Source organism: Flavobacterium sp., assembly GCF_043778725.1.
Lineage (GTDB): Bacteria > Bacteroidota > Bacteroidia > Flavobacteriales > Flavobacteriaceae > Flavobacterium.
In genome coordinates this window covers 1-15,946 of record NZ_JAYWFT010000037.1, presented here as the reverse complement: position 1 = coordinate 15,946, position 15,946 = coordinate 1, and the positions used below count along the sequence as shown (strand labels likewise).

12 protein-coding genes and 1 pseudogene are annotated in these 15,946 nt (G+C 33.7%); 10 read left to right on the top strand and 3 right to left on the bottom strand.

Annotated elements, in window-relative coordinates; genetic code table 11:
- Window positions 1–191 precede the first annotated feature (191 nt).
- Window positions 192–1,038: pseudogene (locus tag ACH2CG_RS03405) on the top strand (transposase).
- Between the two features lie 292 nt (window positions 1,039–1,330).
- Window positions 1,331–2,164, top strand: coding sequence for an RteC domain-containing protein (locus ACH2CG_RS03400; RefSeq protein ID WP_395062206.1), 834 nt, complete (start codon window positions 1,331–1,333; stop codon window positions 2,162–2,164).
- A 146-nt stretch (window positions 2,165–2,310) separates the two neighbouring features.
- On the opposite strand, the gene ACH2CG_RS03395 is transcribed toward ACH2CG_RS03400, so the two are convergent.
- Both ACH2CG_RS03395 and ACH2CG_RS03390 read right to left on the bottom strand, forming a co-directional pair.
- Window positions 2,311–2,631: a hypothetical protein gene (locus ACH2CG_RS03395; RefSeq protein WP_395062204.1), complete on the bottom strand. Its 321-nt coding sequence runs from the start codon at window positions 2,629–2,631 to the stop codon at window positions 2,311–2,313.
- 2 nt (window positions 2,632–2,633) lie between these two features.
- A complete protein-coding gene (locus ACH2CG_RS03390) occupies window positions 2,634–2,909 on the bottom strand; it encodes a hypothetical protein (protein WP_395062202.1) in 276 nt (91 codons plus the stop codon).
- Between the two features lie 499 nt (window positions 2,910–3,408).
- Here ACH2CG_RS03390 and ACH2CG_RS03385 point away from each other — a divergent pair, with 499 nt between their 5' ends.
- The 4 genes from ACH2CG_RS03385 to ACH2CG_RS03370 all read left to right on the top strand — a co-directional run bounded on the left by ACH2CG_RS03385 (window position 3,409) and on the right by ACH2CG_RS03370 (window position 7,675).
- A complete protein-coding gene (locus ACH2CG_RS03385) occupies window positions 3,409–5,208 on the top strand; it encodes an AraC family transcriptional regulator (RefSeq protein ID WP_395062200.1) in 1,800 nt (599 codons plus the stop codon).
- A 94-nt stretch (window positions 5,209–5,302) separates the two neighbouring features.
- Window positions 5,303–5,596: a helix-turn-helix domain-containing protein gene (locus ACH2CG_RS03380; RefSeq protein WP_395062198.1), complete on the top strand. Its 294-nt coding sequence runs from the start codon at window positions 5,303–5,305 to the stop codon at window positions 5,594–5,596.
- Between the two features lie 274 nt (window positions 5,597–5,870).
- The gene (locus ACH2CG_RS03375; RefSeq protein WP_395062196.1) at window positions 5,871–6,905 is read left to right on the top strand and encodes a sensor histidine kinase; all 1,035 of its coding nucleotides are present in this window, start codon (window positions 5,871–5,873) and stop codon (window positions 6,903–6,905) included.
- An 11-nt stretch (window positions 6,906–6,916) separates the two neighbouring features.
- Entirely contained in the window at window positions 6,917–7,675 is a 759-nt protein-coding gene (locus tag ACH2CG_RS03370; RefSeq protein WP_395062194.1) for a helix-turn-helix domain-containing protein, read from the top strand.
- Window positions 7,676–8,159: 484 nt separating this feature from the next.
- Here the strand turns inward: ACH2CG_RS03370 and ACH2CG_RS03365 are convergent, their stop codons facing one another.
- Entirely contained in the window at window positions 8,160–8,390 is a 231-nt protein-coding gene (locus tag ACH2CG_RS03365; RefSeq protein WP_395062192.1) for a hypothetical protein, read from the bottom strand.
- A gap of 148 nt (window positions 8,391–8,538) precedes the next feature.
- Between ACH2CG_RS03365 and ACH2CG_RS03360 the strand changes: the two genes are divergently transcribed.
- The 4 genes from ACH2CG_RS03360 to ACH2CG_RS03345 all read left to right on the top strand — a co-directional run.
- On the top strand, window positions 8,539–10,917 hold the full coding sequence (locus tag ACH2CG_RS03360; protein WP_395062190.1) for a T9SS type A sorting domain-containing protein: 2,379 nt from the start codon (window positions 8,539–8,541) through the stop codon (window positions 10,915–10,917).
- Window positions 10,918–10,924: 7 nt separating this feature from the next.
- Window positions 10,925–12,214 (top strand): OmpA family protein, encoded by a 1,290-nt coding sequence (locus ACH2CG_RS03355; protein ID WP_395062188.1) that lies wholly within the window; start codon window positions 10,925–10,927, stop codon window positions 12,212–12,214.
- An 18-nt stretch (window positions 12,215–12,232) separates the two neighbouring features.
- The gene (locus ACH2CG_RS03350; RefSeq protein WP_395062186.1) at window positions 12,233–13,735 is read left to right on the top strand and encodes a beta strand repeat-containing protein; all 1,503 of its coding nucleotides are present in this window, start codon (window positions 12,233–12,235) and stop codon (window positions 13,733–13,735) included.
- A gap of 15 nt (window positions 13,736–13,750) precedes the next feature.
- On the top strand, window positions 13,751–15,946 hold a 2,196-nt coding region (locus ACH2CG_RS03345; RefSeq protein ID WP_395062184.1), incomplete at its 3' end, for a beta strand repeat-containing protein.

Below are 15,946 nucleotides of genomic sequence, written 5' to 3'. Positions count from 1 at the left end.
ATAGTCAAAGTATAAGTCAGAAAATAGTTGTAGAAAGAGTGAAGTAATTTTTTTAAAATATTTTTTAACAGGTACTCGCTTTTGTGAGTACCTTTTTTATGATATAAGTATATTGAATATGTTATTACATTCTTTCATATGCTGAAGTGATTTAAACTTATTTTATAAATATAAAAGGGTTGACGAAATTTGTGTTGCAAAACATAATTATTTCAAAATCAATCCTTATGAACAGTGTACTAGATGAAGATATAATAAAAAGTGAAATTGTTCCATATTTACCTTTAGCCAAAAGAGGTTTTCAAGTAATAGTTCCACTAGAAGAAATAGTAAATGCTGTTCTATAATAAATTAAAACAGGAGTTCAATGGCATCAACTTCCAGTAAAATCATTATTTGATGATGATTTATTGACATGGCAATCCGTCTATTATCATTATCGTAAATGGTGTAGAACCGACGTTTTAAATAAAAGTTGGATTAGCATTTTAGAAAAAAATAAATCAAAATTAGACCTTTCGAGTATCGATTTTGATGGGAGTCATACTTCTGCAATAAGAAATGGTGAAGAAGCAGAATATCAAGGCAGAAAGAAACGTAAAACAACAAATGTACTGTATTTAAGTGACAGATAAGGATTGCCTTTAGCTATTTCAAGCCCGGTTGCAGGCAACCATAACGACCTTTATGATATAGAAGTTCAGTTTGAAATTGTTATGGAAACATTAGAACAGGCAAATATTCAAGTTAAGGGACTTTTTTTAAATGCTGATGCTGGCTTTGATTCTAAAAAGTTTAGGCTATGTTTTGAGAAAAAATAAATAAATGCAAATGTTTGTTTCAATAAAAGAAATGGAGACACAGAAAGAGATGAATTTTTTTAACCAATTGCCTTATAATGAGCGGAATAAAACTGAAAAAACAAATGCTTGGATGGACAGTTTTAGGTCATTACTAAACAGATTTGACACAACAATAGCAAGTTGGTTAGGTTTTAATTATCTAGCTTTCATAATAATTGCACTAAAAAAAATTTAATACAATAAAAGTTAAACGACTTCGCTTTAAATATATTTCCACACAGCCAAAAACTAGCTGTAATAGTTGTTTTACAAAACTAAAAAACATTTCTTTCAAACTAGTATAACTTCGAGAAATAAGTTTGAAAAATTGACAAAAACACTCTAATCAATTCGGGAATCAAACTATTCAATTCAGGAATTACACACATAACAATTTGTTAAATAGAAAACACCCAGATAAATTTGTTTACCAATAAATGGCAAACAAACTACTTGGATGCTTTACATAATTAACAACAGTACAACCTATGAAAACCTTTTCAGATACATTACTACAAGAAGTAGAAGTTAAGTTAGCTCAAATCCAACAATCCAACCAAAACCCAATTGAAATAGCAAAACAAAGTATAAAAACTTGCAAGGAAAGCATAGTTAAATTAAAAAGCCATTTCAAGGAATACACCTTTCAAAACAAACATGAAGAAATAGAATTCTTTAAAATGATCAAACCACAATTTGAGAGCAAAATTATTTTCTATAACCAAATCTTTAACATAGAAATCTGCAAACCTAAAGGCACACCAAAAACAATTCGCAAGTACTACAACACTGAACTGCAAAAAATCAAAACCTACTTCAAGGAAAATATAGAATTCTATAAGTATTACAGAAGCAACAACAAACAACTAGATAAAATATACTTCTTGAGAAAAAGAAATAAATTCAAACAAACAATCGATGATGATAATTATATTGGGAAATTCGCAACATCACACGATTTCAAAGTAGCCAAAATAATAGCAATCGAAAAGATTCAAGACTACATAGAATCCAAATTAAAAAACAGTACAAACACAGAAACAACAATCAAAAGCAAAACCAAAATCCTCAATTGGACAGGGTCAAAAGTAGCATTAGTTGAATTAATATATGCACTCCAAACCCAGGGTGTAATAAATAATGGAAAACTTAGCCTAACCGAAATTGCATTCCAATTCGAAACCATATTCAATCTAGAAATAGGACAATTCCACAGAATATTTATTGAAATCAGAAACAGAAAAACAATTGAAAAAACCAGTTTTCTTGACACCCTAAAAGAAAACCTAATAAAAAGAATACAAGAAGCAGACGAAAAGTAAAAGGCTACTCTAAAAAGAGCAGCCTTCTCCACTTTCACATATTTTGGCGGTGTACACAAAGGGTAAGAGGGTTAGTATCTTTAAAATAATACTGATTAAAATACATCTAAAATATCAAAAATAAAGATAACTGCGCTCCAATACACCTATTGATTCTCCCAGACTCCAACAATCAGTGCCTTTATAATACGCTCTTGACTACCTTCGTCAGCTCCATCAGCTCCAGCAATAATGTTACCTACCATATAATCCCATTCTGGATCTCTATTCTTTTTAGGTCGTTTCTTTCTTGTATAAGCAGAGAATCTCGAAATTGATGCGGTCTTCAAAATAACCATTTTATCCCTACTGGTAAAACTAGAAGTTCCTAAAACAGTAGCTTCGTAAGAAACAATAAAGCTATAAATGACAGCATAATCATTCTCGGTGGCACAAAGAGACATCAAAGAGCTTATATAATTTGTCAAACTTACTTAGCTGCAGAGGTGTCAAGTGAATTTTCAATAATCTCCGGGGTACAAGTGTCTAAATGACTTGAAATATACCCAACCCTTTCAAGAGAATGAAAAGAATAAGGTGTAGTACTTAAAGAGTTGAAACTCGTGTTGCCTACTGCTAATAAAGACACTCGATTAGCAATGCCATAAAGTGTAGTTGGCAAGTTATCATCAGCAAAATAGGCTGCTAACAACTCGTCATGAATTTGTCCCACACCATCAAATGGATTGTTTGGATTAGCAGCCATGGGCTCGAAAGCCCTACTAAAACTTGGAGAATAGTGTTTCACTGACGAGGGATTAACAGTAGTCGCAACAGAATCACTGCAAGAAACCAAAAATGGTAAAAGGAACAAACATAAATAATAAAATTTCATAATAATTAGTGTTTTAAAAATAGTACTGATTTTTTAATCAGCTCATTTCTCCCGGGATAATCTGAACAATGTTTGGATAACTAAATCCTTTTGAATTCAAGACAAAACTAACAACGTTAGCAACCTCAAAAAAATCATCAGATAACCAATTCGCGAATTACAACTATGTAATTCGCGAATTAAACACTAGTATAAAGTGGATTACTTTCTTTGACATAAAAAAATTAATTAAAAATCAAACACCTAAAACACCAGCTTAGTTGTTATTTTAATAGTAAAATAGAAGTTTTACATGATTTTTTTTAATAATTTGACAGATTTTTCGCTAATTTAGCAAACCCATACCTATTAAAAACGCTTCTACATTACAATGAAACAAAAAAAATACTTAATCGCAATCTTTATTAATCTGTGCATACATGTTTCGGGACAATATAAGAGCGCAACAACTAAAGATAGTTTACAACAAAAAGAGTTTTCATATCTTAGTAAAGAAATTAGTTACAACAAAAAAGACACAAGCAAGTCCAAAATTTATGCTGAATCTTGGCTAAAAAAATCAAGAACGGAGAAAAATTGGAAACAAATGGCATTAGCATACAGAGAGGTGCTTTATTTTTCAAATAAAAAACAACAATTAAAAAAAACAGACAGCTTAATCATTATCGCCAAACTATCTAAGGACAATGCAGTTATAGGTAAGGCTTACTTAACTAAAGGTATAATTTATTACGACAGAAAAGAACTCCAAAAAGCATTAGACAATTACATCTTAGCTGACCAGTACCTGTCACAAACAAAAGATGAATACGCAATTTACAAAGTCAAATACTCTATAGCACACTCCAAATACTACCTCGGATTTTTCGATGAAGCAATTGCATTGTTTAAAGAATGTATTAAATATTTTGAGCAAGAAAACGACAGGGCATACTTAAACTCAATTCACTCCATAGGTCTATGTTTCAATAGGATTGGAAAATATGATTCATGCACTTATTATAATGATTTAGGGTTAAAACTAGCTAGAGAACTCAGCAATAATGAAATGAACCCTTATTTCATACATTCAGAGGGAATAAATCTATATTTCAAGAAACAATACACAGTGGCAATTTCAAAACTCTCAGAAGCAATAAAAGCCATAGATGCAAAAAAAGATTTCGCTAATCAAACAGTGGCTTTCTTCTATATTGGCAAATCTTATTTAGCCTTAAAGCAAGAAAATAAAGCAATTTCATTTTTTAAAAAAGTAGACAAAGCTTTCGTGGATCAAAAGTACATAAGACCAGATTTAAGAGAAAACTACGAACTTTTAATTAAACATTACGAGAGAACAAACAAACCCAATTTACAATTAGAATACATCAATAAATTGCTCAAAGTAGACAAACTAATCAATGAAAATTACAAATACTTATCACAAAAAATATTTAAAGAATACGACACCAAAAAACTACTTCAAACAAAAGCCAATCTTGAGAAAAGTTTAAATTTCAATAATAAAATAAACTATTCACTAATAGCTTTGCTTTTAATTGCAATTACGGTATTAACGCACATACACAATAGGAACAAAAGAAAATACAGGGAACGATTTGAAGAACTTATAAAGTTTACGTCAAAGAACACAGCTCTTAATGACAACAAGCTTAACCTTCAGTTAGAAGAAAATCATAATTCCAAACTCAGTAAAGAACAAAACAATAACGAACTTAAGCATGTCTTAGGAGAAGAAAACGTAAACAATACCGGGGATACTTTAGAAAATGACAAGGTGTTTTCGGAATCCGATTTAGAGCTAAATCCAACTCTAGTTGCCTCCATTCTTCAAAACCTTGAAAAATTTGAGAAAAACAAAAAATATTTAGAAAAAGACATGAATTTAATAAAGTTAGCAGCCTTGTTAAAGACCAATACAAAATACGCTTCCAAAATAGTTTACAAACACAGAAATAAAAAAATAATCGAATACATAAGTGATTTAAAAATTTACTACATCGTTGACCTACTCAAAGCAGAAAAAAAATATAGAAATTACACAAACAAGGCTTTAGGTGAAGAAGCAGGTTTTGGCTCAACTCAAAACTTTACAAAAGCATTTAAAAACAGAACACGAATATCACCTACCTATTTTATAAGAGAACTAAACAAGAAATTTCCACTATAGTTTCATATTTTTTTACCACAACTTGTGATGCGCTTGTGAAATAAATCAAATCAAACATTACAATTTTGTGCCATAACAACATAAATCTAAAAGTATGGTATTAGAAATTATTACAGGCGAAGAACTAAATGAGTTTAGAGAACTTCTTTTAAAAGATCTCAAGGAATTCTTTACTTCAAAATCAAATGAGCAAAAAAAATGGTTAAAATCAAAAGATGTTAGAAAACTACTAAACATATCACCAGGAACGTTACAAAATCTAAGAACCAGCAATACGCTAAAATCAAATAAAATTGGAGGAACAATATTCTACGCTTTTAACGATATTGAAAAAATGCTAACCGAAAAAAATAAGACTCAAAAACATGATAAGTCTTACAACAGATAACCCAATTATTAAACAGCTAAAACTATTATTATTTTTTAATAAACACCTAAATGCTGTCCAAAATTGGATCTCTAAAGTTACGCTAAACAATAAAAAAATAAAGCATAAATTTTTCGAGACACACTTACATTAAACAATTCATAATTGTTTTAAACTCATCACAATGAAAACAGGCATTTAGTAACAGTATCAAGCAAAAAAAATCTAAATCTAACACATCAAGTCTAAAAAAGACACATTAATAATATGCTTATTTTTAAGTTTGTTAAATATTATGAAAATAAAAGCAAACAAAATAAAACTACTAATTACAACAATTCTAATAATGGTAATAACCCAGAGTTATTCAAATATATCAGAAAGTGTTGTAATGAAAAAAGCAGCGCCAAAATCATCCACAATAAACAAATTTGGCAATAAGATAAACCAACGTTTACGATACCATTCTAGCCTTGAAGGTTATGGTGACTTCGAGGCTATGCAAGAATCAACAAACAAAAACAAAGAGCCAATACAAAAAATAAAAAAGAATAACACAATGTACAGTTTAATAACAGCGTTGTCAGGATTAATTTTAATCTCTTGGTTTTACGTCAAGTTACAAATCTCATGCAAATTATTAAAAACAAACAATGCTTTAAGTACAAACAAGATTGTTGAGTTAGAACAAATACAAATAGAATTATCACATCTAATTCTAGACAGAGATACACTTCTCAAAGAAATTCACCACAGGATAAAAAATAACTTGCAACTTATAATGAGTTTGTTTAATCTACAAGCTAGAAAAATGGAGAATGAAGAAATAAAGATCTTTCTGCAAAAAAGCCAATCAAGAGTAAATACGATGGCACTAATTCACGAAAGTCTATATCAATCTTGTAACTTTGAAACAGTAAACTTTCAAGAATATTTAGAAAAATTAACGGGTAGTATTAAACAAATTTACGAACAAAACACAATTAAACTCGATTGCTTCATTGCAGCTAAAGACTTTTTCTTTGACATTCAAACAGCAACAACTTTAGGATTAATAGCATCCGAGTTATTATCCAACATAATAAAACATGCTTTCCCAAATGAAAGCTTTAAAGCAGCTATAAAAATTGAACTATTAAGATTCAATCAAGATATTATTCAGTTATTTATTTCAGATAATGGTATTGGCTTTAACAACAAAATAGAACCCAAAAAATCTTTTGGACTAGAATTAGTTGTACTTTTAGTGAAACAAATTGACGGTCATTTTAAAATCGAAAATGAAAATGGAACCAAATGCATCATAACATTCAAATACGCTAATTCATAAACCTTCTAATCATGAAAGCACCAATATTGATAGTTGAAGACGAACTAATAATTGCTTTAGACATTAAAGAAATCTTAAATGAAGAAGGTTACGATGCTATTATAGACATTGTTAGTGTTGAAGACGCAATTAAAGCTATTGATCAGTTCACGCCATCTTTAATACTAGTCGACATCAATTTAAAAAAAGATAAAGACGGTATCGATTTAGGTAAATACTTACTAGAGAAAGACACAATCCCTTTCGTTTATATAACATCCTATTCAGACAAAACAACTTTAGAACGCGTCAGCGAAACTAGACCTTATGGATATATTGTTAAACCATTCAAACCTGCCGACCTTAAAACAACAGTTTCCATAGTACTTCATAATTTCAGACACAGAAATATTGATGCAATTAGACAAAATAAAGAAATTAATACCGATATTCCGTTTATTTTAAAACAATCCATAAAATATATAAACGAAAATATTAGTGAAAAAATTAAAATTTCAGACTTAGCTAAAAAAACCAGATGGGAATCACAACACTACAACAGACTTTTTACACAATATATAGGAGTAACCCCTTACAAATATATAATAGACAAAAAAATTGACAAAGCCAAAACATTACTTATAGACACAAATCTTCCAGTAATACAAGTTTCATTTGACATCGGCTTCAAAAGTCACAGTAATTTTTGCTCAATATTCAAAAAGGCAACAGGAAAAACCCCAAAAGATTACAGAAAATGGTACGAAGCAAACGAGATGTATCAAAAGTGAAAATACAAAAAATAAGTAATGCTCATTTCAATTTAAAACTAATAATACTTCATTAGTCTTTTGAAAAAACATCTTTAGAAACAAAATCAAAGTATAAAAACATTTAGTCTAAATTTAATATCGAACTCAATATTAAATAGACAGAACTGTTATTGAAAAATTCCTAAACTGTAGAGAATATAAAAGAACTTCCAAAATTTTCTTACAATAAATCTAAATTTATCTAAACTTCAGTATTCAAATGCTAGTAACACAATTATGCAACACTATAATTTGAAAACAAATAAAAGACAATTCCACAATCCACAAAATTTAATACAAAACCCAATATTAACTAGAAAGGACATGGCACTGCAAAGTCTTCAACCTTAAGAAAAACAGAGGTGAGTATTGAAAATAATATCTATTTTAAGCACATCATGACAATATTTGGCACATAATTGCAATGCCTTGACATTAACTTTGTATACATGTACAGATATTTCTAATAAAGAAATGTAGTGTTTGTGAAAATTGTAATTAAAATTAAAACCATGAAAAAGAAGCTATTAGTAATCATGTGTTTATTCCTATTAGGAATGACCACACCTGCACTGTCGCAGTTTGGCCCATCACCGCCGCCATCTTCAATAGATGGCCCTGAACCACCACCAACCGGAGAACCAGATGGTCCTGAGCCACCTCCATCAGCACCTATAAACAAATACCTACCCATATTAATAGTTGCAGGTTTAGCGGTCGGTTATGCAAAACTTGAAAAAAATAAATAAATCAACTCTCCAAAAGGTAAATCCAAAAAGGGATTCAAGACGGTTACAGCTTTAATGCTGATTTGCAATTATTAATCTTAAATCATAAAAGAATTGAAAACAATTACTATTAAACAAAAAAAGAATTCAGTACCCATCAATTGGATGTTTCTCGTTTTGTTTGTTCTAGTCGTTAACACAATCAATGCACAGTTTCAAAACAACGAACCTTTGTACATTGGCGATAATGGCTATGTCTACATAGGTGCCGACACGTATTATTTTGGCACTTCTAGCGGACAAACAACTACAACAAGGACGCCTCTGACACATGGAAAACTGATTTTCTCGTCTACGTCTACAACAAATGGCGCATCAGACGCTCATTATCTAGACGGTTACGGTAGCGTAATAACTACAACACCATTTATTCTGCCTGTTGGCCAATCGGGTATTTGTGCACCTGCACGAGTTACGCCTTCTTCTCTAGCTCCTGTCGATGTAGCATATTATAGAGCAAGCGCAAATTCAATAGGTAATGCATTAGATGCTACGATAAGTTCCGTGTCCAATAATGAATATTGGGACATAAGAGGACTCAATAGTGCTGTCATATCATTAACATGGAGAACGTCAAGTGCAATTAGCGCCATGGTGGCATCGACCTCTGACCTAACAATTGCAGGATTCAACGGAGTAAAATGGGTACAAATACCATCATCAGTAGATGGCACATCAATTTTAGGTGGAAGTAGTACAACCGCAAATGGATCAATAACTACTTTAGCCAATGTAAATTTAAGCACATTCTATTATTTCACTATCGCAGTAAAAGGAATAGCTTGTCCTCCTTTAATACCATCTTCTGGAGTAACCAAAACATGGAGCGGCTCATGGATTCCGTCTTCACCAACACTAAGTGATCCAGTTGTAATTAACACCGCATATAGTGCTGGTTCTTTTGCTTGTAATTCACTAGTATTAAATGCAGATGTAACACTAGCAGATGGACAAAATATAGAAATAATTAATGGTGCAACTGGTGCAGCTAAAATTATAATGTCTAGTGAAGCTAGTGTGCTACAAAGAGCATCGAGTGTTAGCGCACCCAAAATTGAACTTACCAAAAGAACTCGTAGTGTAATGAGACGCTTTGACTATGTTTATTGGGGAACGCCAATCTCAGGAAATGCATTTTCACAATTGTCAGGAGCACAGGCAAGTACAGCGTCATTAGCAAACGCATTTGATTTAAAATACAAATACGTTACTGGTGCTGGAGGAGGTTGGCAAACATTAACAACTACTGAAGTAGGTAAGGGTTTCATCGCTCGTATTAAACAACAAGCACCATTTTCTAATGCAACTAATACAGATTTTATTAACTTAAAATTTACTGGTGTTGCAAACAATGGAGATATTGCACTTGGAATAACTAACAATCTGTCCTCACCAAACGGAGGTACTTCACATGTATTATTATCCAATCCTTATCCATCAGCAATTGATGCGTACAAGTTTTTAGAATACAATACTGATATCGATGGTGTTGTATATTTATGGACCTCTGGAACAGTAAATAATGGTGGGTCACAATTATACACTCAAGCGGACTACATAGCTTACACACTTGCTGGTAACGTTGTCCCATCTAATATTCCATCATCATTCAACGGCAAAATAGCTTCAGGTCAAGGATTTAAAGTGAAATCTTTAACTAACTCGGGAACTGTAACTTTTACAAATTGTATGAGATTAACAGACAACAATAATCAATTCAACAAAACCTCCCAAGAAACTGCAATCCTAGAACCCAAAGACCGTTTCAAGTTAAACATGACAGGAAACAACGGAGTTTTTAGTCAAATATTGATAGCTTACTTACCGCAAGCATCTTTAAATTATGATCGTATGTATGATGCTGGAAGAAACTCAGTAAGCACTGCGCAATTATACTCTGTTTTTGAAGGTGATGGGCGCAAGCTAGCAATCAATGCGCGTCCTAACTTTTTTGACACAGATATAGTGCCACTTGGTATATCTAAATCAAATACAACTCAAGAAGACTTTACAATAAGTATAAGCGAAAAAGAAGGTGTTTTCAATACTAACGGTGTTCAAGTGTACCTGCATGACAACCTAGTAGGAACTTATTTCAACTTAGCAAATGGTGATTACACTTTTTCAACAAATACTACTTCTTTAGAAGGTCGTTTCGAAATAGTTTATCAAAGTAATGCTCTTGCAAACAATCAGTTTGACTTTTCTAGTGTTGTTGCCAATATAAAAAATCAAACATTGAACATCAAAGCTTCATTAGCGATTACAAATGTAGAAATTTATGATATATCGGGTAAGAAAATTTATGAAACAAAAGTTGAAAATAATACAAATTTCTCAACTCCTTTCAATCATGCACAAGCAATCTATATTGTTAAGGTAAAACTAGAAAATGAAAAAATAGCTAGTATTAAATTAATTAATGAAAAATAAATCAATCATGAAAAACACTTTTCTAGGTGTAGCATTGCTGTCATGCATTTTTGCAACTGCTCAAGATAAAACCAAAAATGAATTTAATCGTTGGTCTATTGAAGTTAACGCGGGAAACAATAAAGGAGTAAAACCATATTCAACTGGTTACTATTCATCAGACCCAACCGTATATTTCAATTTCAATGGAGTTAAACATTACGATATCGGAACAAGGTATATGGTCTCTCCTATTTTTGGGTTTAAAATTGACATTGCCTTCGACATCATAGACAATCAAGCTGGTAGTGGTTCGCTTCCTTTTGAAACCAAACAATACCGATTTGGACTTCAAGGCGTTGCTAATCTAGCACGTGTATTTCAATTTGAAAGTTTCACAAAACGTTTTGGCTTGCTTGCCCACACAGGTGTACAAGTAGCTAAACTTAGACCTCAAACAGGAATAAACAAAGGAGTATCGGAAGACAACGGTGGTATTATAATAGGCCTTACGCCTCAATTAAGAATCAGCAAAGGAATTGTTATTACAGGTGACTTCTCTGCGGTTAGCAACGTGCGCCAGCACTTAAATTGGGATGGACAGTATGCTGCTACAGATAACAATCTATCTGGACTATTGTATAACACCTCTTTAGGTCTAACTTTTTATGTTGGCAATAAAGATAAAAAACATGCAGACTGGTATATAGAAAGTGAAGAGACAAATAAAGTAGACACAATCGCGCGAATTCGTCTTGACAATCTTGAAAAATTGATGAAAGATATGGATAAAGATGGAATACCAGATTATCTAGATCAAGAAAACAATACACCTGCTGGTATTAATGTAGACTCTAGAGGCAGATACATAGACAATAATAAAAATGGCGTGCCAGATGACATGGAACGTAAAGTTAAAGACGGTCTTGATGGTCAAAATAATACAACTATTGAGAAAATAGATGTATTGAAAGAACTTATGAATAAAGGATATCTAAACATTTTCTATGATGTAAACAATGATAATCCAAACGTGGGTTCTACTAATAATGTGTATAATATCATACAATTTTTACGTCAATATCCAAATGCAATTGCTACCCTAACTGGGTATGCAGACATAAGCGGAAATGAAAGTAAAAATAAAAACCTGTCACTACGCCGTGCTCAAAAACTCTTCAGCATCATTACTAGTTGCGGAATAGATAAATCAAGAGTAAATGTTGAAGCTATAGGCATTGATACATCCTATCCTGTCAACCCCAAAACAGGTTTAGATTTAGCGAGAAGAGTATCTGTAACAATAAAAAATAATTAATATCAAAATCTATTAAAAATGAAAAATAAAATAAAATACATAACAGCATTTGCCTTCCTTAATATAGGTGTTGCAAATGCACAAACTGGAGTTGGTACAACCACTCCAGATGCTTCTGCAGTATTAGATGTTTCAAGCACAACTAAAGGTTTTCTAATGCCCAGACTAACAGATACACAACGTAATGCAATAGTAGCTCCAGCTAAAGGATTGTTAATATTCAACATTACATCCAATCAACTAGAAAACAATACAGGAACCCCATCAGCTCCAATATGGACTGCTTCCAATGCTGGTACTCCAGGCAACAATGGAAACTCAGTTCTTAACGGAACTTCCAACCCTATTGCAGGTGCAGGGAATGATGGTGATTTCTTTATAAATACCGCTACTAATACAATTTACGGACCAAAAACATCTGGTGCATGGCCATCAACTGGAACTTCTCTCGTTGGACCAACTGGAAGTACAGGAGCGCAAGGTATTCAAGGGCTTTCTGGTGCAACTGGAGCTCAAGGTATTCAAGGGCTTACTGGTGCAACAGGTAATACAGGTGCAACTGGAGCACAAGGTATTCAAGGGCTTACTGGTGCAACTGGTAGTTCAGGTGCAACTGGAGCACAAGGTATTCAAGGTCCATCTGGAACAAATGGCACAAATGGTACAGCTGTATTAAACGGAACTTCCAATCCTATTGCAGCTAATGGCGTAAACGGTGATTTCTTTATAAATACCGCTACTAATACAATTTACGGACCAAAAATATCTGGTGCATGGCCATCAACTGGAACTTCTCTCGTTGGACCAACTGGAAGTACTGGAGCGCAAGGTATTCAAGGACTTACTGGTGCAACTGGAGCACAAGGTATTCAAGGACTTACTGGTGCGACTGGAAATACAGGTGCAACTGGAACTAATGGCACAAATGGTACTGCAGTATTAAACGGAACTTCCAATCCTATAGCAGCTGCAGGAAATGATGGCGATTTTTTTATAAACACTACTGCAAATACAATTTACGGACCAAAAGCCTCTGGAGCATGGCCATCAACTGGAACTTCATTAGTAGGCCCTAGTACTATTGTAACTGCTTCTAATGGTTTAACACTTACATCAGGGGATATAAAACTTGGAGGTACTTTATCTAATCCAACAACTGTCAATCAAGCAAACAACAACTTGACTTTTACAACAGGTACTGCTAGAACAGTAATTGATGGGTCTTTCGAAACTAATGGCGCACAATATGTAAAAACAACAGTTGTTACTAGTGCAGCTTACACTGTAACGCAAGACGACAACTTCTTAGTTTATAATAATTCTGTTAATTCAGTATTTACTATGCCAACTCCAGCTTCGAACAAAGGAAGAATGATAAGAATATGTAATCCTTCAGATGCAACACAAATAGCTTTTCCAGTTGGAACTATAGATCCACACATGACTATTACAACTACTGATGGCGGTTTTTGTAATACGTACATTTGCGATGGATTTTTCTGGTTTCCTCTTGCTCAATAATCTAAATTTTTAATTATGAAAAACAAAAAAATACTTCTCATAAGTGCCATCGCATTGTTTACGCAAAGTATGATCGCACAAGTTAGAATCAATACCAACACAAGTACTGGTAATGTTACTAACAGTACTGCCTTTTTAGATGCCTCAAGTTCTACCCTCTGGAACTCCTCTACCAACAATGGTAAGGGGCTTTTATTTCCTAGAGTAAATCTTACTACTTTGGCAACGATGATTCCTTCAACATCCTTAGCTAATAATAATCCCAATAGATTTGATGGTTTATTGGTATTCAATACTACAACAGGAACATCTGCCATTGGCAGTATTTCTGTTGTGCCTGGCTTCTATTATTATAGAAACATATCAACCAATATAAATGGTGGAACATGGCTACCTATGGCAGCTGGTAAATCAGTGCTTTCAGGTACTGTAACTCCTGTAGCTGGCACTGGTAATGATGGTGATTTCTATATCGATACAACAACAAATACAATATTTGGACCAAAAACAGCTGGGACATGGGGTTCTGGAACATCCTTAGTAGGTGCAACTGGAGCAGCTGGTGCAACTGGATCACAAGGAATTCAAGGTATTCAAGGTATTCAAGGAAACACTGGTGCAACTGGAGCACAAGGTACGGCTGGAACAAATGGCACTAATGGAACAAACGGCACTAATGGAACAAACGGCACAACTGTACTTAACGGTACTTCTAACCCAATAGCAGCAACTGGTGCAGAAGGCGATTTCTTCATCAATACAACAACCAACACTATCTATGGCCCAAAAGTTTCTGGAATATGGCCGTCAACTGGAACTTCTATTATTGGAGCAACTGGTGCTGCAGGAGCAACAGGCGCACAAGGTGTTCAAGGTTTAACTGGGGCAAATGGTGCTACAGGAGCAACCGGCGCACAAGGTATTCAAGGTTTAACTGGTGCTACGGGAGCAACTGGTGCTGCAGGACCACAAGGTATTCAAGGAAACACCGGAGCAACAGGTCCAGCAGGTTCTAATGCAACGGTAACAGCGAGCAACGGTATAACAGTAACAAGTGGTGACGTAAAACTAGGCGGTGTTTTAACACAACCTACAACAATATCTGGGCTTACAGAAACCAACAAAATTGCCATAATAGGTACTGGTGTAGATGCTTTAAATGTAGCAAGTAACAGTCTTTCTGTAGATGCAACTAATGGAAGAGTTGGTATAGGTACTAATACGCCTCAAAATAAACTTGGAGTAAATGGCGGTCTCGGTGTATATTCATTCGATCCAATAACACAACAAGGTGCTCATTTACAATGGAACCGGACTCTAGGTGATGGAGAAACATGGTTGTTGAACCAGAATGGCTTTGGAAATCCTAATTCTGGTATTCGTTTCGGAGAGTCTACTTCAGGAGATGCCATTACAGAATGGGCTAGATTTATTCAGAATGGCAATTTTGGAATAGGAAACACAGCGCCGTTAGGTAAGCTAGACGTAGCTGGTAATGGAGGTCTTTTAGTAACAGGACAAAATCTTGATTCAAACACATCTTATGGAGTTCCAACATATCTAGCTACATTAAGCGGTGCTGGAAAATTAATTTTAGGTGTAAATAGAGCAGCTGGATTAGGTGATATTAGTATGTTAAATTCTAAAGGTGGTCTTTACGGTGGTTTTACTTTTCATGATTTAAATAATGATGGCACAACAACTCCTTTAGCAGCTTTAGGTACTGGAGGACTTAACATTAGTAATATTCCAGTAGGTGCTAATTCTGACAATATCGTTACTGAATTTAACGGTACTTTAAGAAAAATCAGTGCAACCACAATAGCAAGTGCTTCAGAACCTTGGTTCAACCAAGCAACTGGCGCTGGAGCTACAGCCAATACCCAAAATATTTATCAATTGGGTAGAGTTGGTATTGGTTCTGCAACACCAATTGCTAATTTACAAGTAGAATCTATTGGAAGTGCAGACCAAAGAACATTGTTATTACTTGAACCAAACTCGTGGAGTAATGGACCTAATCAAATTGCAAGCTTCTTAATTCGTGCTGGTGAGGGCGTAAAAACAAATGGTACAGAACAAGGGGCATTTTCTGTTTCTGGTAATGGTACAGGTTATTTTGCTGGAAACTTAGGTATTGGGAATGCTACACCAACTGCCAAACTACACGTAGCAGGAAATGCAAAAATCGATGGTCCAAACACACTAGAA

Coding starts and splice junctions, on each gene's coding strand:
- ACH2CG_RS03400 (WP_395062206.1), top strand. CDS start 1,331: ATGAAAACCTTTTCAGATACATTACTACAAGAAGTAGAAGTTAAGTTA.
- ACH2CG_RS03390 (WP_395062202.1), bottom strand. CDS start 2,909: ATGGCTGCTAATCCAAACAATCCATTTGATGGTGTGGGACAAATTCAT.
- ACH2CG_RS03385 (WP_395062200.1), top strand. CDS start 3,409: ATGAAACAAAAAAAATACTTAATCGCAATCTTTATTAATCTGTGCATA.
- ACH2CG_RS03380 (WP_395062198.1), top strand. CDS start 5,303: ATGGTATTAGAAATTATTACAGGCGAAGAACTAAATGAGTTTAGAGAA.
- ACH2CG_RS03375 (WP_395062196.1), top strand. CDS start 5,871: ATGAAAATAAAAGCAAACAAAATAAAACTACTAATTACAACAATTCTA.
- ACH2CG_RS03370 (WP_395062194.1), top strand. CDS start 6,917: ATGAAAGCACCAATATTGATAGTTGAAGACGAACTAATAATTGCTTTA.
- ACH2CG_RS03365 (WP_395062192.1), bottom strand. CDS start 8,390: ATGGGTAGGTATTTGTTTATAGGTGCTGATGGAGGTGGCTCAGGACCA.
- ACH2CG_RS03355 (WP_395062188.1), top strand. CDS start 10,925: ATGAAAAACACTTTTCTAGGTGTAGCATTGCTGTCATGCATTTTTGCA.
- ACH2CG_RS03350 (WP_395062186.1), top strand. CDS start 12,233: ATGAAAAATAAAATAAAATACATAACAGCATTTGCCTTCCTTAATATA.